This window comes from Caulobacter sp. NIBR2454, from assembly GCF_027474405.1.
In the GTDB taxonomy this organism is placed as follows: Bacteria; Pseudomonadota; Alphaproteobacteria; order Caulobacterales; family Caulobacteraceae; genus Caulobacter.
Genome location: NZ_CP114871.1, coordinates 723,754 through 736,285 on the forward strand (window position 1 = coordinate 723,754; position 12,532 = coordinate 736,285).

Annotated in this window: 16 protein-coding genes; 8 read left to right on the forward strand and 8 right to left on the reverse strand. The window is 67.6% G+C overall.

The window, feature by feature from the left end:
• Window positions 1-77 precede the first annotated feature (77 nt).
• Entirely contained in the window at window positions 78-1,709 is a 1,632-nt protein-coding gene (locus O5K31_RS03565) for an MFS transporter (protein WP_269715907.1), read from the forward strand.
• Between the two features lie 47 nt (window positions 1,710-1,756).
• Here O5K31_RS03565 and O5K31_RS03570 read toward each other — a convergent pair whose 3' ends face one another.
• The 4 genes from O5K31_RS03570 to O5K31_RS03585 all read right to left on the reverse strand — a co-directional run bounded on the left by O5K31_RS03570 (window position 1,757) and on the right by O5K31_RS03585 (window position 4,121).
• On the reverse strand, window positions 1,757-2,509 hold the full coding sequence (locus O5K31_RS03570; protein WP_269715909.1) for an HvfC/BufC N-terminal domain-containing protein: 753 nt from the start codon (window positions 2,507-2,509) through the stop codon (window positions 1,757-1,759).
• Window positions 2,493-3,341, reverse strand: coding sequence for an MNIO family bufferin maturase (gene bufB / locus O5K31_RS03575; protein WP_269715911.1), 849 nt, complete (start codon window positions 3,339-3,341; stop codon window positions 2,493-2,495). The genes O5K31_RS03570 and bufB overlap by 17 nt, the downstream gene beginning before the upstream one ends.
• 23 nt (window positions 3,342-3,364) lie before the next feature.
• Window positions 3,365-3,646, reverse strand: coding sequence for a BufA1 family periplasmic bufferin-type metallophore (locus O5K31_RS03580; protein WP_269715913.1), 282 nt, complete (start codon window positions 3,644-3,646; stop codon window positions 3,365-3,367).
• A 196-nt stretch (window positions 3,647-3,842) separates the two neighbouring features.
• Complete coding sequence (locus O5K31_RS03585; RefSeq protein ID WP_269715914.1) at window positions 3,843-4,121, reverse strand: helix-turn-helix domain-containing protein; 279 nt, start codon at window positions 4,119-4,121, stop codon at window positions 3,843-3,845.
• Window positions 4,122-4,429: 308 nt separating this feature from the next.
• Here O5K31_RS03585 and O5K31_RS03590 point away from each other — a divergent pair, with 308 nt between their 5' ends.
• Together O5K31_RS03590 and O5K31_RS03595 are read left to right on the forward strand one after the other, a co-directional pair.
• Window positions 4,430-4,969, forward strand: a complete 540-nt coding sequence (locus O5K31_RS03590; protein ID WP_269715916.1) for a sigma-70 family RNA polymerase sigma factor — start codon at window positions 4,430-4,432, stop codon at window positions 4,967-4,969.
• Entirely contained in the window at window positions 4,959-5,600 is a 642-nt protein-coding gene (locus O5K31_RS03595; protein WP_269715918.1) for a DUF1109 domain-containing protein, read from the forward strand. The genes O5K31_RS03590 and O5K31_RS03595 overlap by 11 nt, the downstream gene beginning before the upstream one ends.
• A 67-nt stretch (window positions 5,601-5,667) precedes the next feature.
• On the opposite strand, the gene fba is transcribed toward O5K31_RS03595, so the two are convergent.
• The 3 genes from fba to gap form a co-directional block, all read right to left on the reverse strand.
• Window positions 5,668-6,759: a class II fructose-bisphosphate aldolase gene (fba, locus tag O5K31_RS03600; RefSeq protein ID WP_269715920.1), complete on the reverse strand. Its 1,092-nt coding sequence runs from the start codon at window positions 6,757-6,759 to the stop codon at window positions 5,668-5,670.
• Window positions 6,760-6,819: 60 nt separating this feature from the next.
• Entirely contained in the window at window positions 6,820-8,013 is a 1,194-nt protein-coding gene (locus O5K31_RS03605; RefSeq protein WP_269715921.1) for a phosphoglycerate kinase, read from the reverse strand.
• Window positions 8,014-8,266: 253 nt separating this feature from the next.
• Window positions 8,267-9,274 (reverse strand): type I glyceraldehyde-3-phosphate dehydrogenase, encoded by a 1,008-nt coding sequence (gene gap / locus O5K31_RS03610; protein ID WP_269715923.1) that lies wholly within the window; start codon window positions 9,272-9,274, stop codon window positions 8,267-8,269.
• Window positions 9,275-9,501: 227 nt separating this feature from the next.
• Here gap and O5K31_RS03615 point away from each other — a divergent pair, with 227 nt between their 5' ends.
• The 5 genes from O5K31_RS03615 (at window position 9,502) to O5K31_RS03635 (ending at window position 12,201) form a co-directional block, all read left to right on the forward strand.
• Window positions 9,502-9,768: a DUF4164 family protein gene (locus O5K31_RS03615; RefSeq protein WP_269715925.1), complete on the forward strand. Its 267-nt coding sequence runs from the start codon at window positions 9,502-9,504 to the stop codon at window positions 9,766-9,768.
• A 3-nt stretch (window positions 9,769-9,771) separates the two neighbouring features.
• Window positions 9,772-10,110 carry a cell division protein ZapA gene (locus O5K31_RS03620; protein WP_269715927.1) on the forward strand — a complete coding sequence of 113 codons (339 nt, stop codon included), beginning with the start codon at window positions 9,772-9,774 and terminating at the stop codon, window positions 10,108-10,110.
• Between the two features lie 304 nt (window positions 10,111-10,414).
• Window positions 10,415-10,699, forward strand: a complete 285-nt coding sequence (locus tag O5K31_RS03625; RefSeq protein ID WP_269715929.1) for a hypothetical protein — start codon at window positions 10,415-10,417, stop codon at window positions 10,697-10,699.
• Window positions 10,700-10,772: 73 nt separating this feature from the next.
• Complete coding sequence (locus O5K31_RS03630; RefSeq protein ID WP_269715930.1) at window positions 10,773-11,363, forward strand: 5-formyltetrahydrofolate cyclo-ligase; 591 nt, start codon at window positions 10,773-10,775, stop codon at window positions 11,361-11,363.
• 1 nt (window position 11,364) lies between these two features.
• Window positions 11,365-12,201: a TIGR00282 family metallophosphoesterase gene (locus O5K31_RS03635; protein WP_269715932.1), complete on the forward strand. Its 837-nt coding sequence runs from the start codon at window positions 11,365-11,367 to the stop codon at window positions 12,199-12,201.
• On the opposite strand, the gene O5K31_RS03640 is transcribed toward O5K31_RS03635, so the two are convergent.
• The gene (locus O5K31_RS03640; protein ID WP_269715934.1) at window positions 12,198-12,437 is read right to left on the reverse strand and encodes a hypothetical protein; all 240 of its coding nucleotides are present in this window, start codon (window positions 12,435-12,437) and stop codon (window positions 12,198-12,200) included. The two genes, O5K31_RS03635 and O5K31_RS03640, sit on opposite strands and share 4 nt — an antisense overlap.
• Window positions 12,438-12,532: the final 95 nt, after the last annotated feature.

Here is a 12,532-nt window from a genome sequence, read left to right on the forward strand (position 1 = left end):
CTTTGGCCGCTTGTGCGCGGCGGCGGACTGCCCCAACCATAGGCGTGAAAGCCGAGGACAGGCTGGGGGAAACGCATATGGCGCAAGGGCGCAAGCACGGGATGGTGATCGGCGCGGCTTCGGCCGGCACCGTCTTCGAATGGTACGATTTCTACCTTTACGGCTCGCTGGCCACCTACATCACCAAGCACTTCTTCTCGGGGGTGAACGAGACCACGGGCTACATCTTCGCCCTGCTCGCCTTCGCGGCGGGGTTCGCGGTCCGGCCGCTGGGCGCCATCGTCTTCGGGCGCCTGGGCGACCTGTGGGGGCGCAAGAACACCTTCCTCGTCACCATGCTGCTCATGGGCGGCTCGACCTTCGCGGTCGGCCTGCTGCCCAGCTATGAGACCATTGGCGTGGCCGCGCCCATCCTGCTGGTGCTGATGCGCCTGCTGCAGGGCTTGGCCCTGGGCGGCGAGTACGGCGGGGCCGCGACCTATGTAGCCGAGCATGCGCCCCCCGGGCGGCGCGGCCTCTACACCAGCTTCATTCAGACCACGGCGACGCTCGGCCTGTTCCTGAGCCTGGCGGTGATCCTCCTGGTTCGCGGCCAGACCGGCGAGGAAGCCTTCTCCGAGTGGGGCTGGCGCGCGCCGTTCCTGATCTCGGTTGTGCTGCTGGGCCTGTCCCTGTGGATCCGCCTGCAACTCAATGAGAGCCCGATCTTCCAGAAGATGGTCGATGAGGGAAAGACCTCCAAGCAGCCCCTGACGGACGCCTTCGGCAAGTGGTCGAACCTCAAGCTGGTGATCTTCGCCCTGCTGGGCCTGACCGCCGGCCAGGCGGTGGTTTGGTATACGGGCCAGTTCTACGCTCTGTTCTTCCTGGAGAAGGTGCTCAAGGTCGACGGCGCCCTGACCAACACCCTGATCGCCATCTCCCTGCTGCTGGGCACGCCGTTCTTCATCGTCTTCGGCTGGCTGTCGGACAAGATCGGACGAAAGCCGGTGATTCTGACCGGCTGTCTGCTGGCGGCGGTGCTGTACTTCCCGCTGTTCAAGACCCTGACCGCCGCCGCCAATCCAGAGCTGGCCGCCGCCAGCCAGCGGGCGCCGGTGACCGTGATCGCCGATCCGAACGAATGCGCCTTCCAGTTCGACCCGGTGGGCAAGACTGCCTTCACCACCTCCTGCGACGTGGCCAAGTCGGCCCTGGCCTCGGCGGGCGTCTCCTATGAGAACCGCGCCGCGCCGGCGGGGGAGATCGCCAGCGTCGAGATCGGCGGCGTCAGCGTCCCCTCGTTCCGGGGCGAGGCTTTGGACAAGGCGGCCTTCACCGCCGAGCAGGCCGCTTGGCGCAAGACCCTCAGCGCCGAGCTCCTCAGCGCCGGCTATCCGGCCAAGGCCGACTCGGACAAGGTCAATAAGCCGCTGGTGGTCGGGGTGCTGTTCGTCCTCGTCCTGCTGGTGACCATGGTCTACGGACCCATCGCCGCCGCCCTGGTGGAGATGTTCCCGGCGCGGATTCGCTACACCTCCATGTCGCTGCCCTATCACCTCGGCAATGGCTGGTTCGGGGGCTTCCTGCCGACCACGGCCTTCGCCATGTCGGCGGCCACGGGGAATATCTATTTCGGCCTGTGGTACCCGGTGACCATCGCCGCCGCCACGGTCGTCATCGGCGCCTTCTTCGTTCAGGAGATGCGCGGCGCCCACGTGGACGACTGAGCCGCTGAGCAAACTCGCGGGCGGCGGTCGAGCCGTCGCCCGCAAATCTATCTAAGGCTGGCGAAAGCCCCCGCCGCGATCAGGCCGGCGAAGATTTGCGAAAGGTCGGCGTCCGCGTGGCGCGCCAGGGTCTCGGCCATGGCCCGGTGCAGTTGCAGTCCGCCATGGCACGCCTCCAGGAAGGTCACGGCGGCGGGCGATATCAGCCGCGTCTCCACCGTCGCCCGTGGGCGCGCGATCAGCACGGCCTGGGGCGCGTCGGCGATCTCAAGTTCCGCCTGGCCCGCGCGGCTGGCCAGCCACAGCCCCGGCAGGCCATGCTCGAAGCTGGCCCAACGTAGGGCGGGGTGCAGCCGCACCCGCGCGAAGGGCAGGCGCGCTGGCGGGATCACCGCGATGTCGCAGGCGTTCAGGGGCGAATAGTCCGCCGCCAGATGCGCCTCGGTCCACAGACGATCCAGCCGGGCGATTCCCGGCAGATAGGGCAGCTCCGCCGCGGGCCCAAACCCGGCCAGCCAGTCGGCGAAGCCTTCGCCATAGGCTGACAAGCTCGGCTGGCGCGGCGGGTGGTCGGCCGCGAAACGCGCCGCCGCCGCCCGGAACCAGTCCTCCCCCACGATCTGGACCACGACGGGATAGTTGGCGGCCAGGGCGTCGATCGCCGCCGTCGCGATGGTGTTGCGATAGACGCTCAGCCCGGGCGCCTCGTCCACCAGCCAAGGCGCCAGGCCCGCGGCGTCGCCGGCGATGGCGCCGGTGAAGGCGTCCTGAAAGGCGGTCAGGTTATTCAACGCAGGCATGGGCGTCCTTCCGGGCGTTTTGCAGGACCGCGTCCGCGATATCGCGCTCGGCCATCAGTTCGGAAAATTCAGGGACGGCGTCGTCGCGCTCGATCAGGGTCGGGCGCGGACCGATGCGGTCGATGAGCCGGCGGTACAAAGCCCAGACCTCCGGCGCGACCGGCGCGCCGTGGGTGTCGATGAGCAGGGCGCGGCCAAGACGCTCGTCCTCGGCATGGCCGGCCAGGTGAATCTCCCCGATCGCCTGTGCGGGCACGGCGTCGATATAGGCGTTCGCATCGCCCCCCAGGTTGCGGCAGGTGACGAAGACGTTGTTCACGTCCAGCAGCAGGCCGCAGCCGGTACGGCGGACCAGCTCGGCCAGGAACTCCGCCTCGCCGATCTCGTGACCGTTCAGCTCCAGATAAAGCGACGGGTTCTCGATCAGCACCTGGCGGCCCAGGGCCGTCTGCATGGCGTCGATGTTGTCGGCGATGCGGGCCAGGGCCTTGGCCGTGCGGGGAAAGGGCAGCAGGTCCGGGTGATAGGCGCCCCGATGGGTTGACCAGGCGAGATGCTCGGAAACCAGAAAGGGTTCGAAGCGGTCGATGAGCGCGCGCAGCGCCTTCAGGTGCCGGCGATCTGGCCGCGTGTGACCGGCCAGGGAAAGGCCCACCCCGTGGAGAGACAAGGGGTGGGCCTCCCGGATGGCGGTCAGCCAGGCCAGCCGGGGACCGCCGTCGCACAGGTAGTTCTCGGGATGCGCCTCGAACCACAGGCCAGCCGCCGGACACGCGACCGCGTCCTCATAGTGCGGGGGCTTGAGGCCCAGTCCGGCGGTGGCTTGCGTCATGGCCGCGATCCCTCAGCCGTGGCTCAGGTCTTTGCCGTGGGCTTGGGCGTCAGCGAGCCCATGCCCTTGGGGGTCTTGATCGAGGTGCAGGTGCCCTTGGCGACGTATTTCCAGGCGTCGCCCTGGTAGTCGACCTTGGACGTCGCGCCGCAGCTGGTGCCGGGCCCGGCGCCGCAGTCATTCTCGCCGGCCTTGGCGATGCCGTAGCACTTCTCCTGGTTCGGCTTGGCTTCCACGTGGGTGGCGGCCTGGGCGACGCCGGCGCTGAGGACGACGGCCGCGGCGAGGACGAAGGAGGTTTTCATGGAGCGTTCCTTGCGAGCCAAGCTTTCGCCGACGATCGGCATGCTCGGTCTGCAGGGCTAGTTCGGCGGGCGACGAGAACCGTTACAGACGTGCTCGATATTTTTCGAAATGGCGCAAGATCAATCAAATCAATGGGTAGCGCCCGCCGATGGCCTGCCAGCGGCGGTTCAGAACGGGTAGGTTTTAGCCGCGCGCCTAAAGGCCGGCGCGGCGCAGCAGTTCCGAGGCGGGCATGCCCAGGGCGTCGGCGACCCGCAGGACATTCAGGATCGTCACATTGCTCTTTCCGCGCTCAAGCCGGCTCATATGCGCCCGATCGATGCCGGTGGCGTTGGCCAGCCGCTCCTGGGTGATCAGGGTCGGGCCGTCGCCTTCCTGGCGGGCGCGGGCGATGACCTTGCCCAGCTTTTCCAGACGACCTTCGCCGTCCTGTTTTTGAGAAATGCGCGCGGTGACGGCTTGCGTCGTGTTCATCGAGCGATCCTTTTACGCGCCGCGCGGCAGCCGACCATCGACTGCGCCACCCGGCAGAGAGCTAGTTCGCCGTCAGCCGTGAAGCGTTACAGCGATGTCCTAAAAAACGCAGGGAGCAGCAGCCGGCGTCGCGAAGCGCGAGGCTGCGCCGCCCGTCGATCCCCGTTGGAATGCAAGGCTAGGCGTCCGTCGCGACGGCTCGATATCTGGATTTTAAGGGCGCCGGCGTTCGGTGACCGAAGTTTCGCTGCCGTTTATCCAGACCCGGCTGTAACCTTCCGCCGGGATGGTGCGGACTAGAGGTCTGCGTGGACGCTAGTGAATTTGTCTTGAAGGGGCTTATGCAGCGGGGACTGGACGGTGACGCCCAGGCCTATAGGCGGCTGCTCGCCTTGTTGTCAGACCGGCTTCGACTCTACTTCGCCCGTCGTATGGGCGAGGCTCGCGACGATGTGGAGGATCTGGTGCAGGAGACCTTGCTGGCGGCGCACACCCGACGCTCGACCTATGACCGCAGCCAGCCGCTGACGCCGTGGATCTATGCGCTGGCGCGTTACAAGCTTATCGACCATTGGCGCCGCCACCGCGTGCGCGCCCACCTGCCTATTGAGGACTATGCCGAATTCCTTGCCGCCGAGACCGGCGATCCTACCGCGGCCAGCGATCTGGACCGCGTGATGGCCGATCTGCCCGAACAACATCAACGCCTGGTGCGGGATGTGAAGGTCGATGGTCTCAGCCTGGCCGAGGCCGGCGCACGCGCGCGGCTCAGCGAAGGGGCGGCCAAGGTCGCCCTGCATCGGGCGATGAAGCGCCTGACCGAAAAGGTGCGCGGCCGTGCTGACTGACGACCTTCTCGACGCCATGGCGGCCGACCTGAAGCCGACGCCGAAGGGCGCCTTGCAGCGCCGCCTCGGACTCGCCGGCTTCGTGGGCGGCCTCGGCTCCCTGGCGCTGGTGCTATGCCTGTTGGGTCTGCGCGGCGACCTGATCGAGGCCATGGGCGGCGCCTTCATCTGGGTGAAGGCCGGCTACACCGTCATGATCGCCGCCGTCGCCTTCTGGGCTTGCCTTCAGCTTTCGCGCCCGGAAGGGCGCGCCCGGTCGGCGCCTGTCATCGCAGCGCTGCTTGCGGTCGCGTTCGCGGCGGCCGCCGGCATGGAGCTGATAAGCGCTGACGCCAGCCATCGCGCCCACATGGTCCATGGCAATTCCTTCAGCTATTGCCTCACCGCCATCGTGACCCTCAGCATGCCGGTCCAGGTGGCGATGCTGCTGGTCATGCGCGGGTTCGCTCCGACACGGCCGGGTGCGGCGGGCCTCGCCGCCGGCGTGTTCAGCGGCGCCGTGGCGGCCACGGTCTATGGCCTGTCCTGCGCCGAGAGCACGGCGACCTTCGTGGCCACCTGGTACACCCTGGGCATGGTGCTCAGCGGCGCCATGGGGGCGGCCGCCGGTCGCTGGATTCTGAAGTGGTGATTGTGGTCGTCGCCGCGCGCTAGCGGCGGTCGCCTGGGTCCGGCGACCCGGACCCAGGCTTTCGCGATCAGGCCGCGGCGCTGGCTGTCTTGAGCGCGCCGATCTTCGGGGCCAGTTCACCCGTCAGGTAGCGCTTGGCCATGTTGGCGGTGGACAGGGCCCGGATGCGCGAGGCGTGGCCGGCGGCTCCGAACTCTTCGTAGCGCTGCTGGCAGACCTTGCGCATGGCGTCCTTGGCCGGCTTCAGATAGGCGCGCGGGTCGAACTCCTGCGGCTTCTCGATCAGCAGTTTGCGGACGGCGCCGGTGATGGCCATGCGGTTGTCGGTGTCCACATTGACCTTGCGCACGCCGTGCTTGATGCCGCGCTGGATTTCCTCGACCGGCACGCCCCAGGTCTGGGGCATCTGGCCGCCGTACTGGTTGATGATGTCCTGCAGGTCCTGCGGCACCGAAGACGAGCCGTGCATCACCAGGTGGGTGTTGGGCAGGCGGCGGTGGATCTCCTCGATCACGTTCATGGCCAGGACGTCGCCGTCCGGCTTGCGCGTGAACTTGTAGGCCCCGTGGCTGGTGCCCATGGCGATGGCCAGGGCGTCGACGCCGGTCTTCTGCACGAAGTCCACGGCCTGGTCCGGATCGGTCAGCAGCTCGTCATGCGACAGCTTGCCCTCGAAGCCGTGGCCATCCTCGGCCTCGCCCATGCCGGTCTCCAGCGAGCCCAGAACGCCCAGCTCGCCCTCGACCGAGACGCCGCAGGCATGGGCCATCTCGACCACCCGGCGGGTGACCTCGACGTTGTACTCGTAGGAGGCCGGGGTCTTGGCGTCCTCCATCAGCGAGCCGTCCATCATCACCGAGGTGAAGCCGTACTGGATCGCCGTGGCGCAGGTCGCCGGGCCGTTGCCGTGGTCCTGGTGCATGCACACCGGAATGTGCGGATAGAGCTCCACCAGCCCGTCGATCAGCCGGGTCAGGATGATGTCGTTGGCGTAGTTCCGCGCCCCACGGCTGGCCTGGATGATGACCGGCGCGTCGACGGCGTCGGCGGCCTCCATGATGGCCAGGCCCTGCTCCATGTTGTTGATGTTGAAGGCCGGCAGGCCATAGCCGTCCTCAGCCGCGTGATCGAGCAGCTGTCTGAGGGTGATCCTCGCCAAGTCCGTATCTCCGTCTGCGTGTGTCTTTTTTGTTTTTGGTCGTCTTGTTCTTGTACCGGCTTAGCCGACTTCGAGAGCCGCGACCCCCGGCAGGGTCTTGCCTTCCATCCACTCCAGGAACGCGCCGCCAGCGGTCGACACGAAGGTCAGATCCGCCGCGACTCCCGCGTGGTTCAGCGCCGACACCGTATCACCGCCGCCCGCAACCGCCACGATCTTCCCCGCCTTGGCGAGTTGAGCGGCATGTTTCGCCGCTTTTACGGTCGCTTCGTCGAACGGAGGGACCTCGAAAACGCCAAGCGGGCCATTCCAGATCAGGGTCTTGGACCCATCCATGGCGGCCAGCAGGATTTTGGTGGTTTGCGGGCCTGCGTCGAAGATCTTGTCGTCAGCCTTAACCTCGTTCAGCGCGCGGACCTCGCCCTTGGTTCCTGGCTTCAGGTCCTGAGCCACGACCACGTCCACCGGCAGCAGCAGCTCGCAGCCGCTTTCCTTGGCCTTTGCCATGATCTCGCGTGCGGTGTCGGCCAGGTCTTTCTCGCAGAGAGACGCGCCGATTTCGTGGCCTTGAGCGAACAGGAAGGTGTTGGCCATACCGCCGCCGATGGACAGCTTGTCCAGCTTGGCCACCAGGTTCGACAACAGGTCCAGCTTGGTCGAAACCTTCGATCCGCCGACGATGCCAACCACTGGGCGCTGCGGGTTGCCGAGGGCGGCGTCCAGGGCCTCCAGCTCGCGCTGCATGGCCAGGCCCGGATAGGCCGGCAGGTTGCGCGCCACCCCTTCGGTCGAGGCGTGGGCGCGGTGCGCGGCCGAGAAGGCGTCGTTGACGTACAGGTCGCCCAGGGCCGCCAGGGCCTCGGCGAACGCCGGGTCGTTCTTTTCCTCGCCCGCATGGAAGCGGACGTTCTCCAGCAGGGCGACGCCGCCCGGCTCCAGGGCGTCGATCACCGCCTTGGCCTCGTCGCCGATGCAGTCGTCGGCGAAGGCCACCGGCTGCTCCAGCAGCGCCGACAGCGGCTCGACGATGGGCTTGAGGCTCATCTCCGGCACGCGCTGGCCCTTGGGACGGTCGAAGTGCGCCAGCAACGCCACCTTGGCGCCGCGCAGGCTCAGGGCATGGATCGTCGGCAGCGCCGCCCGCAGGCGGGTGTCGTCGGTGATCTTGCCGTCCTCCATCGGGACGTTGAAGTCCACGCGGACCAAGGCGGTCTTGCCTTCAAGATCGGCGTCGGCGAGCGGGCGGAAGGTCATGTGGTATCCTTGTTCTCCCTTCTCCCCTCGTGGGAGAAGGTGGCTCGCGAAGCGAGACGGATGAGGGGGCTAGGTCCGCAACTCATCCTCTACCCGCTCATCCCGGCGAAGGCCGGGATCCAGATTCATCCAGAACCTCAGCAGGGCTTCACCTGGGCCCCGGCCTTCGCCGGGGTGAGCGGCTGATTTAGCGCGAAACGAACTCAGCCATATGAAAACACCCCGGATCGCGCCGGGGTGTTTGAAAGGGGTCTTAGAGGAACTTGGCCATGACCAGAGCGGTGTCGCTCATGCGCGTGGCGAAGCCCCATTCGTTGTCGTACCAGGACAGGACGCGGGCCAGCTTGCCGTCGACCACCTGGGTCTGGGGCAGGGCGGCGGTCGAGCTGGCGGCGATGTGGTTCAGGTCCATGGACACCACCGGGTCGGTGGTGGTGTGCAGCACGCCCGACATCGGGCCGTCGGCGGCGGCCTGCAGGGCGGCGTTGATCTCTTCCACCGTCACGTCACGGGCGGCCACGACCTTCAGGTCGACGACCGAGACGTTCGGGGTCGGAACGCGGATCGACGAGCCGTCCAGCTTGCCCTTCAGCTCCGGCAGCACCAGGCCCAGCGCCTTGGCGGCGCCGGTCGAGGTCGGGATCATGCTCAGGCCGGCCGCACGGGCGCGATAGAGGTCCTTGTGCATGGTGTCGAGGGTCGGCTGGTCGCCGGTATAGGCGTGGATCGTGGTCATGTAGCCGCGCTCGATGCCGAACAGGTCGTTCAGCACCTTGGCGACCGGGGCCAGGGCGTTGGTGGTGCAGCTGCCGTTGGACACGATGATGTCGTCCGCGGTCAGGACGTCGTGGTTGACCTTGAAGACGATGGTCTTGTCGGCGCCGTCGGCGGGAGCCGAGACCAGCACGCGCTTGGCGCCGGCGGCCAGGTGGGCGGCGGCCTTGTCCTTGGACGTGAAGATGCCGGTGCATTCGAACGCGATGTCGACGTTCAGTTCCTTGTGCGGCAGATCCTTGGGGTCGCGGATCGCCGTGACCTTGATCTTGCCCATGCCCACGTCGATCCAGTCCTCACCCGACGTCACCGTGCCGGGGAAGCGGCCATGGACGCTGTCGTAGCGCAGCAGGTGGGCGTTGGTCTCCACCGGGCCCAGGTCGTTGATGGCGACGACCTCGATGTCACGGCGCGCGTGCTCGGCGATGGAACGCAGAACCAGGCGGCCGATGCGGCCGAACCCGTTGATGGCGACGCGAATGGCCATGGCGGTGTCTCTCCAGCTTTGGCGCTGCTCAGGGTGAGCGGCGTTCTTGATTTTGCAGGGGGTTTTGAAGGCGGGGGCAGGGAAGTCAACCCCAGGCTAGCTTCACATGGCGTGAGGGATTGTGACGAGCCCGCCCAATCGACGCCAAGATCGCTTGCGACGGCCTTGTGTGACTGGCGATAAGCGTCGCGATCTATATGTTGCAGCCTATGAGCGGAACGTCCCCGATGAGCGGAGAAGCCAGCGCCCTCGATCTGGCGGCCAAGCGGCTTGAGCGCGCGGTCGCGTTGCTGGAGCAGAAGCTCGCCCGACCGGCGGCCAATGGCGAGGACCTGTTCGCCCAGGATCGCGACAAGCTGGCCGCCGAACTCGACGCCGCCCGGGCGCGGGAGAAGGCGCTGGAGGAAGCGGGGGCCCAGGCCTCGGCCGCCCTTGGCCGCGCCATTACCGAGATCCGCGCCGCCCTGGGCGACAGCGAAGCCGGGAAGGACTAGGCCGTGGCTCAGCTGATCATCGAAATCAACGGCCGCCCCTACACCGTGGGCTGCGAGGATGGGCAGGAAAGCCACCTGCGCGAGCTGGCCAAAAGCTTCGACCGCCAGGTCCGCCACGTCTCCCAGGACATGGGCCAGCTGGGCGAGACGCGCCTGTTCCTGATGGGCGCCCTGCTGCTGGCTGACGAGCTGGCCGACCTGAAACTGCGCTACGCCGCCTTGCAGGCCGACCAGATCCGCCTGCAGAACGGCCAGTCCGGCGCGGAGGCCAAGGCCGCCCAGGCGCTTGAGGCCGCGGCTAAAAGAATTGAAAAGCTGGCGAACGGCGACCAGGACCATTAGGTTAGTCGATGGCGGGTCCTGCTGTGGCCCTCGTCGAAGGCTTCACATCCCAGCGACCTTAATCATCTCGAAGGGAGCTGTCCCTGTCCGTGGCCGTGGCTGCGGGTATATGGCGCCCACCTGGTACTCCAGGTCCGAGGGGATTGAACACGTCCTTCACGGTTCTCGCGGCGCCGCCACCCTTCTCTTCCTTGCAGAACTTGCTGTTCGCGACTTGCGAACAGCAACCAGGCGTGCGCCTAATGGTGCTGCGCCTTAAGGTTGCAACGAGCCGAGCGGCTGCGGCGCCTGACAGGAGAAGCAGATGCGTAAGCTTATGATCGCCACGGTCCTGACGGCCTCTGTCGCCCTGGGCGGAGCCGCCTTCGCGCAGGCGGAATCCAACAACAGCGTCAACGCCACGGGCGCTTGGCAGAACAACTATCAGTATCGCCACGAGAGCTTCCGGGGCGAAGAGTCTGCGCAGTCGATTCTGATGAGCAACGGCTCCACCGTGGCCAAGCGCAAGGCGGCCCGCATCGCCGCCGCCAAGGCCAAGGCGGAAGCCAAGGCCCGCGCCGCCGAGGCCGAGACGCGCCCAACGGCCTGATGGCACGGGGCGCGTTCTGAGGCGTTGGCTTCGGGATGGCCGCCCCGGGGCGGCTGATCTAGAAGCTGACGCCATGGTCCACGCCAACCTCTCCTCCGCCAAGACGATCCTGCGCGCCGAGATGCGCGCCCTGCGCAAGACCCTGGCCGAGCGCTCGCCCGACGCCGCCGAACGGGCGGCCGAGCACCTGCCCATGGAACGCCTGCCGGCCTTCGCCGTGGTCGCCGGCTACTATCCCCATGGCGCGGAGATGGACCCCGCCGCGGTCCTCGACCGCTTGGCCGCCACCGGGGCCGCCGTCGCCCTGCCGGTCGCGCTCAGCCGCGACGAGCCGCTGATTTTCCGCGCCGCCGACAGCCGCGACACCTTCCTGCCCGACGCCTTCGGCGTGCCCAGCCCGCCGCCCGCCGCCCCGCAGCTGCATCCCGACGTGATCATCGCGCCCCTGGTGGCCTTCGACCGCCGGGGCATGCGCCTGGGCCAGGGGGCGGGGTCCTATGACCGCACCATCGAGGCCGCGCGGGCCATCAAGCCGGTGTTCGTCATCGGCCTGGCCTATGCCGGTCAGGAGGTAGCCCGGGTGCCGTGCGAGCCGCACGACATGCATCTGGACGCAATCCTCACCGAAAACGGTTATATCGAGGTCCGAAAGGACCCTTCCTGACATGCGTTTCGCCTTCTTCGGGGACGTCGTCGGCAAATCAGGCCGCGACGGCCTGGCCGATCACCTGCCCGCCCTTCGCCGCCAGCTCGACCTCGAGTTCGTGATCGTCAACGCCGAGAACGCGGCGGCCGGCTTCGGCATCACCGAGAACACCGCCCGCGAGCTGTTCGAGGCCGGGGCCGACTGCCTGACCCTGGGCAACCACAGCTGGGACCAGCGCGAGGCCCTGACCTACATCGTGCGTGAGCCGCGCCTGATCCGGCCGGCCAACTATCCCATCCTGTCGGACGCGCCAGGCCGGGGCTCGCACCTGTTCCAGACCGATCGGGGCCGCACCATCCTGGTGATCAACCTGCTGGGCCGGGTCCACATGGACGCCATGGACGACCCCTTCGCCGCCGCCGACCGAGAGCTGGCGACCGCGCCTCTGGGCATGGTGGCCGATGCGGTTGTGGTGGACATGCACTGCGAGGCGACGAGCGAGAAGATGGCCATGGGCCACTTCTGCGACGGCCGGGCCAGTCTGGTGGTGGGCACCCACACCCACGTGCCGACCGCCGACTGCCAAATCCTGAACGGCGGCACCGCCTATCAGACCGACGCCGGCGCCTGCGCCGACTATGACAGTGTGATCGGCAACCAGAAGGAAGAGCCCCTGCGGCGCTTCACAACCAAGATCAGCGGCGGCCGCTATCAACCGGCCAGCGGTCCGGCGACGGTGTGCGGGGTGTTTGTCGAAACCGACGACCGCACGGGCCTTGCCAAGCGCATCGAGCCGATCCGCGTGGGCGGCCGGTTGCGCGAGCACATCCCGGCGGTCGAGCTGGCGACCGCCTAGAGCCAGCGCTTGATCAGGCCGCGCGGGTCCAGGTCGTCCAGCGACTTGTCGGCGGTCGAGCGGCCCAGCAGGAATGCGCCGACGGCGACGGCGGCCAGGGCGACCGCGCCCACCGCCACGGCGATCGCCGTCTCGCTGGTGGCGTTGGTCACCGAGGCTCTGTGAAGGCCGACGCCATGGGTCGGCTGCCAGTCGATGATGGATTTGGGCAGGGTGTCGTGTTCGGCTTCGGTCATGGGGCTTCCTTCTGAAAGCCAAACGCGGCCGTGCCTGAGCGGTTTCCGCCGACGCCGCGCTTGGCATCGAACGCCGCGAGGCGCTAGAAGCGCCG

Excerpts from the sequence above, each read along its gene's own strand:
- O5K31_RS03565 (WP_269715907.1), top strand. The coding sequence starts at position 78 with ATGGCGCAAGGGCGCAAGCACGGGATGGTGATCGGCGCGGCTTCGGCC.
- O5K31_RS03570 (WP_269715909.1), bottom strand. The coding sequence starts at position 2,509 with ATGCCTGCGTTGAATAACCTGACCGCCTTTCAGGACGCCTTCACCGGC.
- bufB (WP_269715911.1), bottom strand. The coding sequence starts at position 3,341 with ATGACGCAAGCCACCGCCGGACTGGGCCTCAAGCCCCCGCACTATGAG.
- O5K31_RS03580 (WP_269715913.1), bottom strand. The coding sequence starts at position 3,646 with ATGAAAACCTCCTTCGTCCTCGCCGCGGCCGTCGTCCTCAGCGCCGGC.
- O5K31_RS03585 (WP_269715914.1), bottom strand. The coding sequence starts at position 4,121 with ATGAACACGACGCAAGCCGTCACCGCGCGCATTTCTCAAAAACAGGAC.
- O5K31_RS03605 (WP_269715921.1), bottom strand. The coding sequence starts at position 8,013 with ATGACCTTCCGCCCGCTCGCCGACGCCGATCTTGAAGGCAAGACCGCC.
- gap (WP_269715923.1), bottom strand. The coding sequence starts at position 9,274 with ATGGCCATTCGCGTCGCCATCAACGGGTTCGGCCGCATCGGCCGCCTG.
- O5K31_RS03615 (WP_269715925.1), top strand. The coding sequence starts at position 9,502 with ATGAGCGGAGAAGCCAGCGCCCTCGATCTGGCGGCCAAGCGGCTTGAG.
- O5K31_RS03625 (WP_269715929.1), top strand. The coding sequence starts at position 10,415 with ATGCGTAAGCTTATGATCGCCACGGTCCTGACGGCCTCTGTCGCCCTG.
- O5K31_RS03630 (WP_269715930.1), top strand. The coding sequence starts at position 10,773 with ATGGTCCACGCCAACCTCTCCTCCGCCAAGACGATCCTGCGCGCCGAG.
- O5K31_RS03635 (WP_269715932.1), top strand. The coding sequence starts at position 11,365 with ATGCGTTTCGCCTTCTTCGGGGACGTCGTCGGCAAATCAGGCCGCGAC.
- O5K31_RS03640 (WP_269715934.1), bottom strand. The coding sequence starts at position 12,437 with ATGACCGAAGCCGAACACGACACCCTGCCCAAATCCATCATCGACTGG.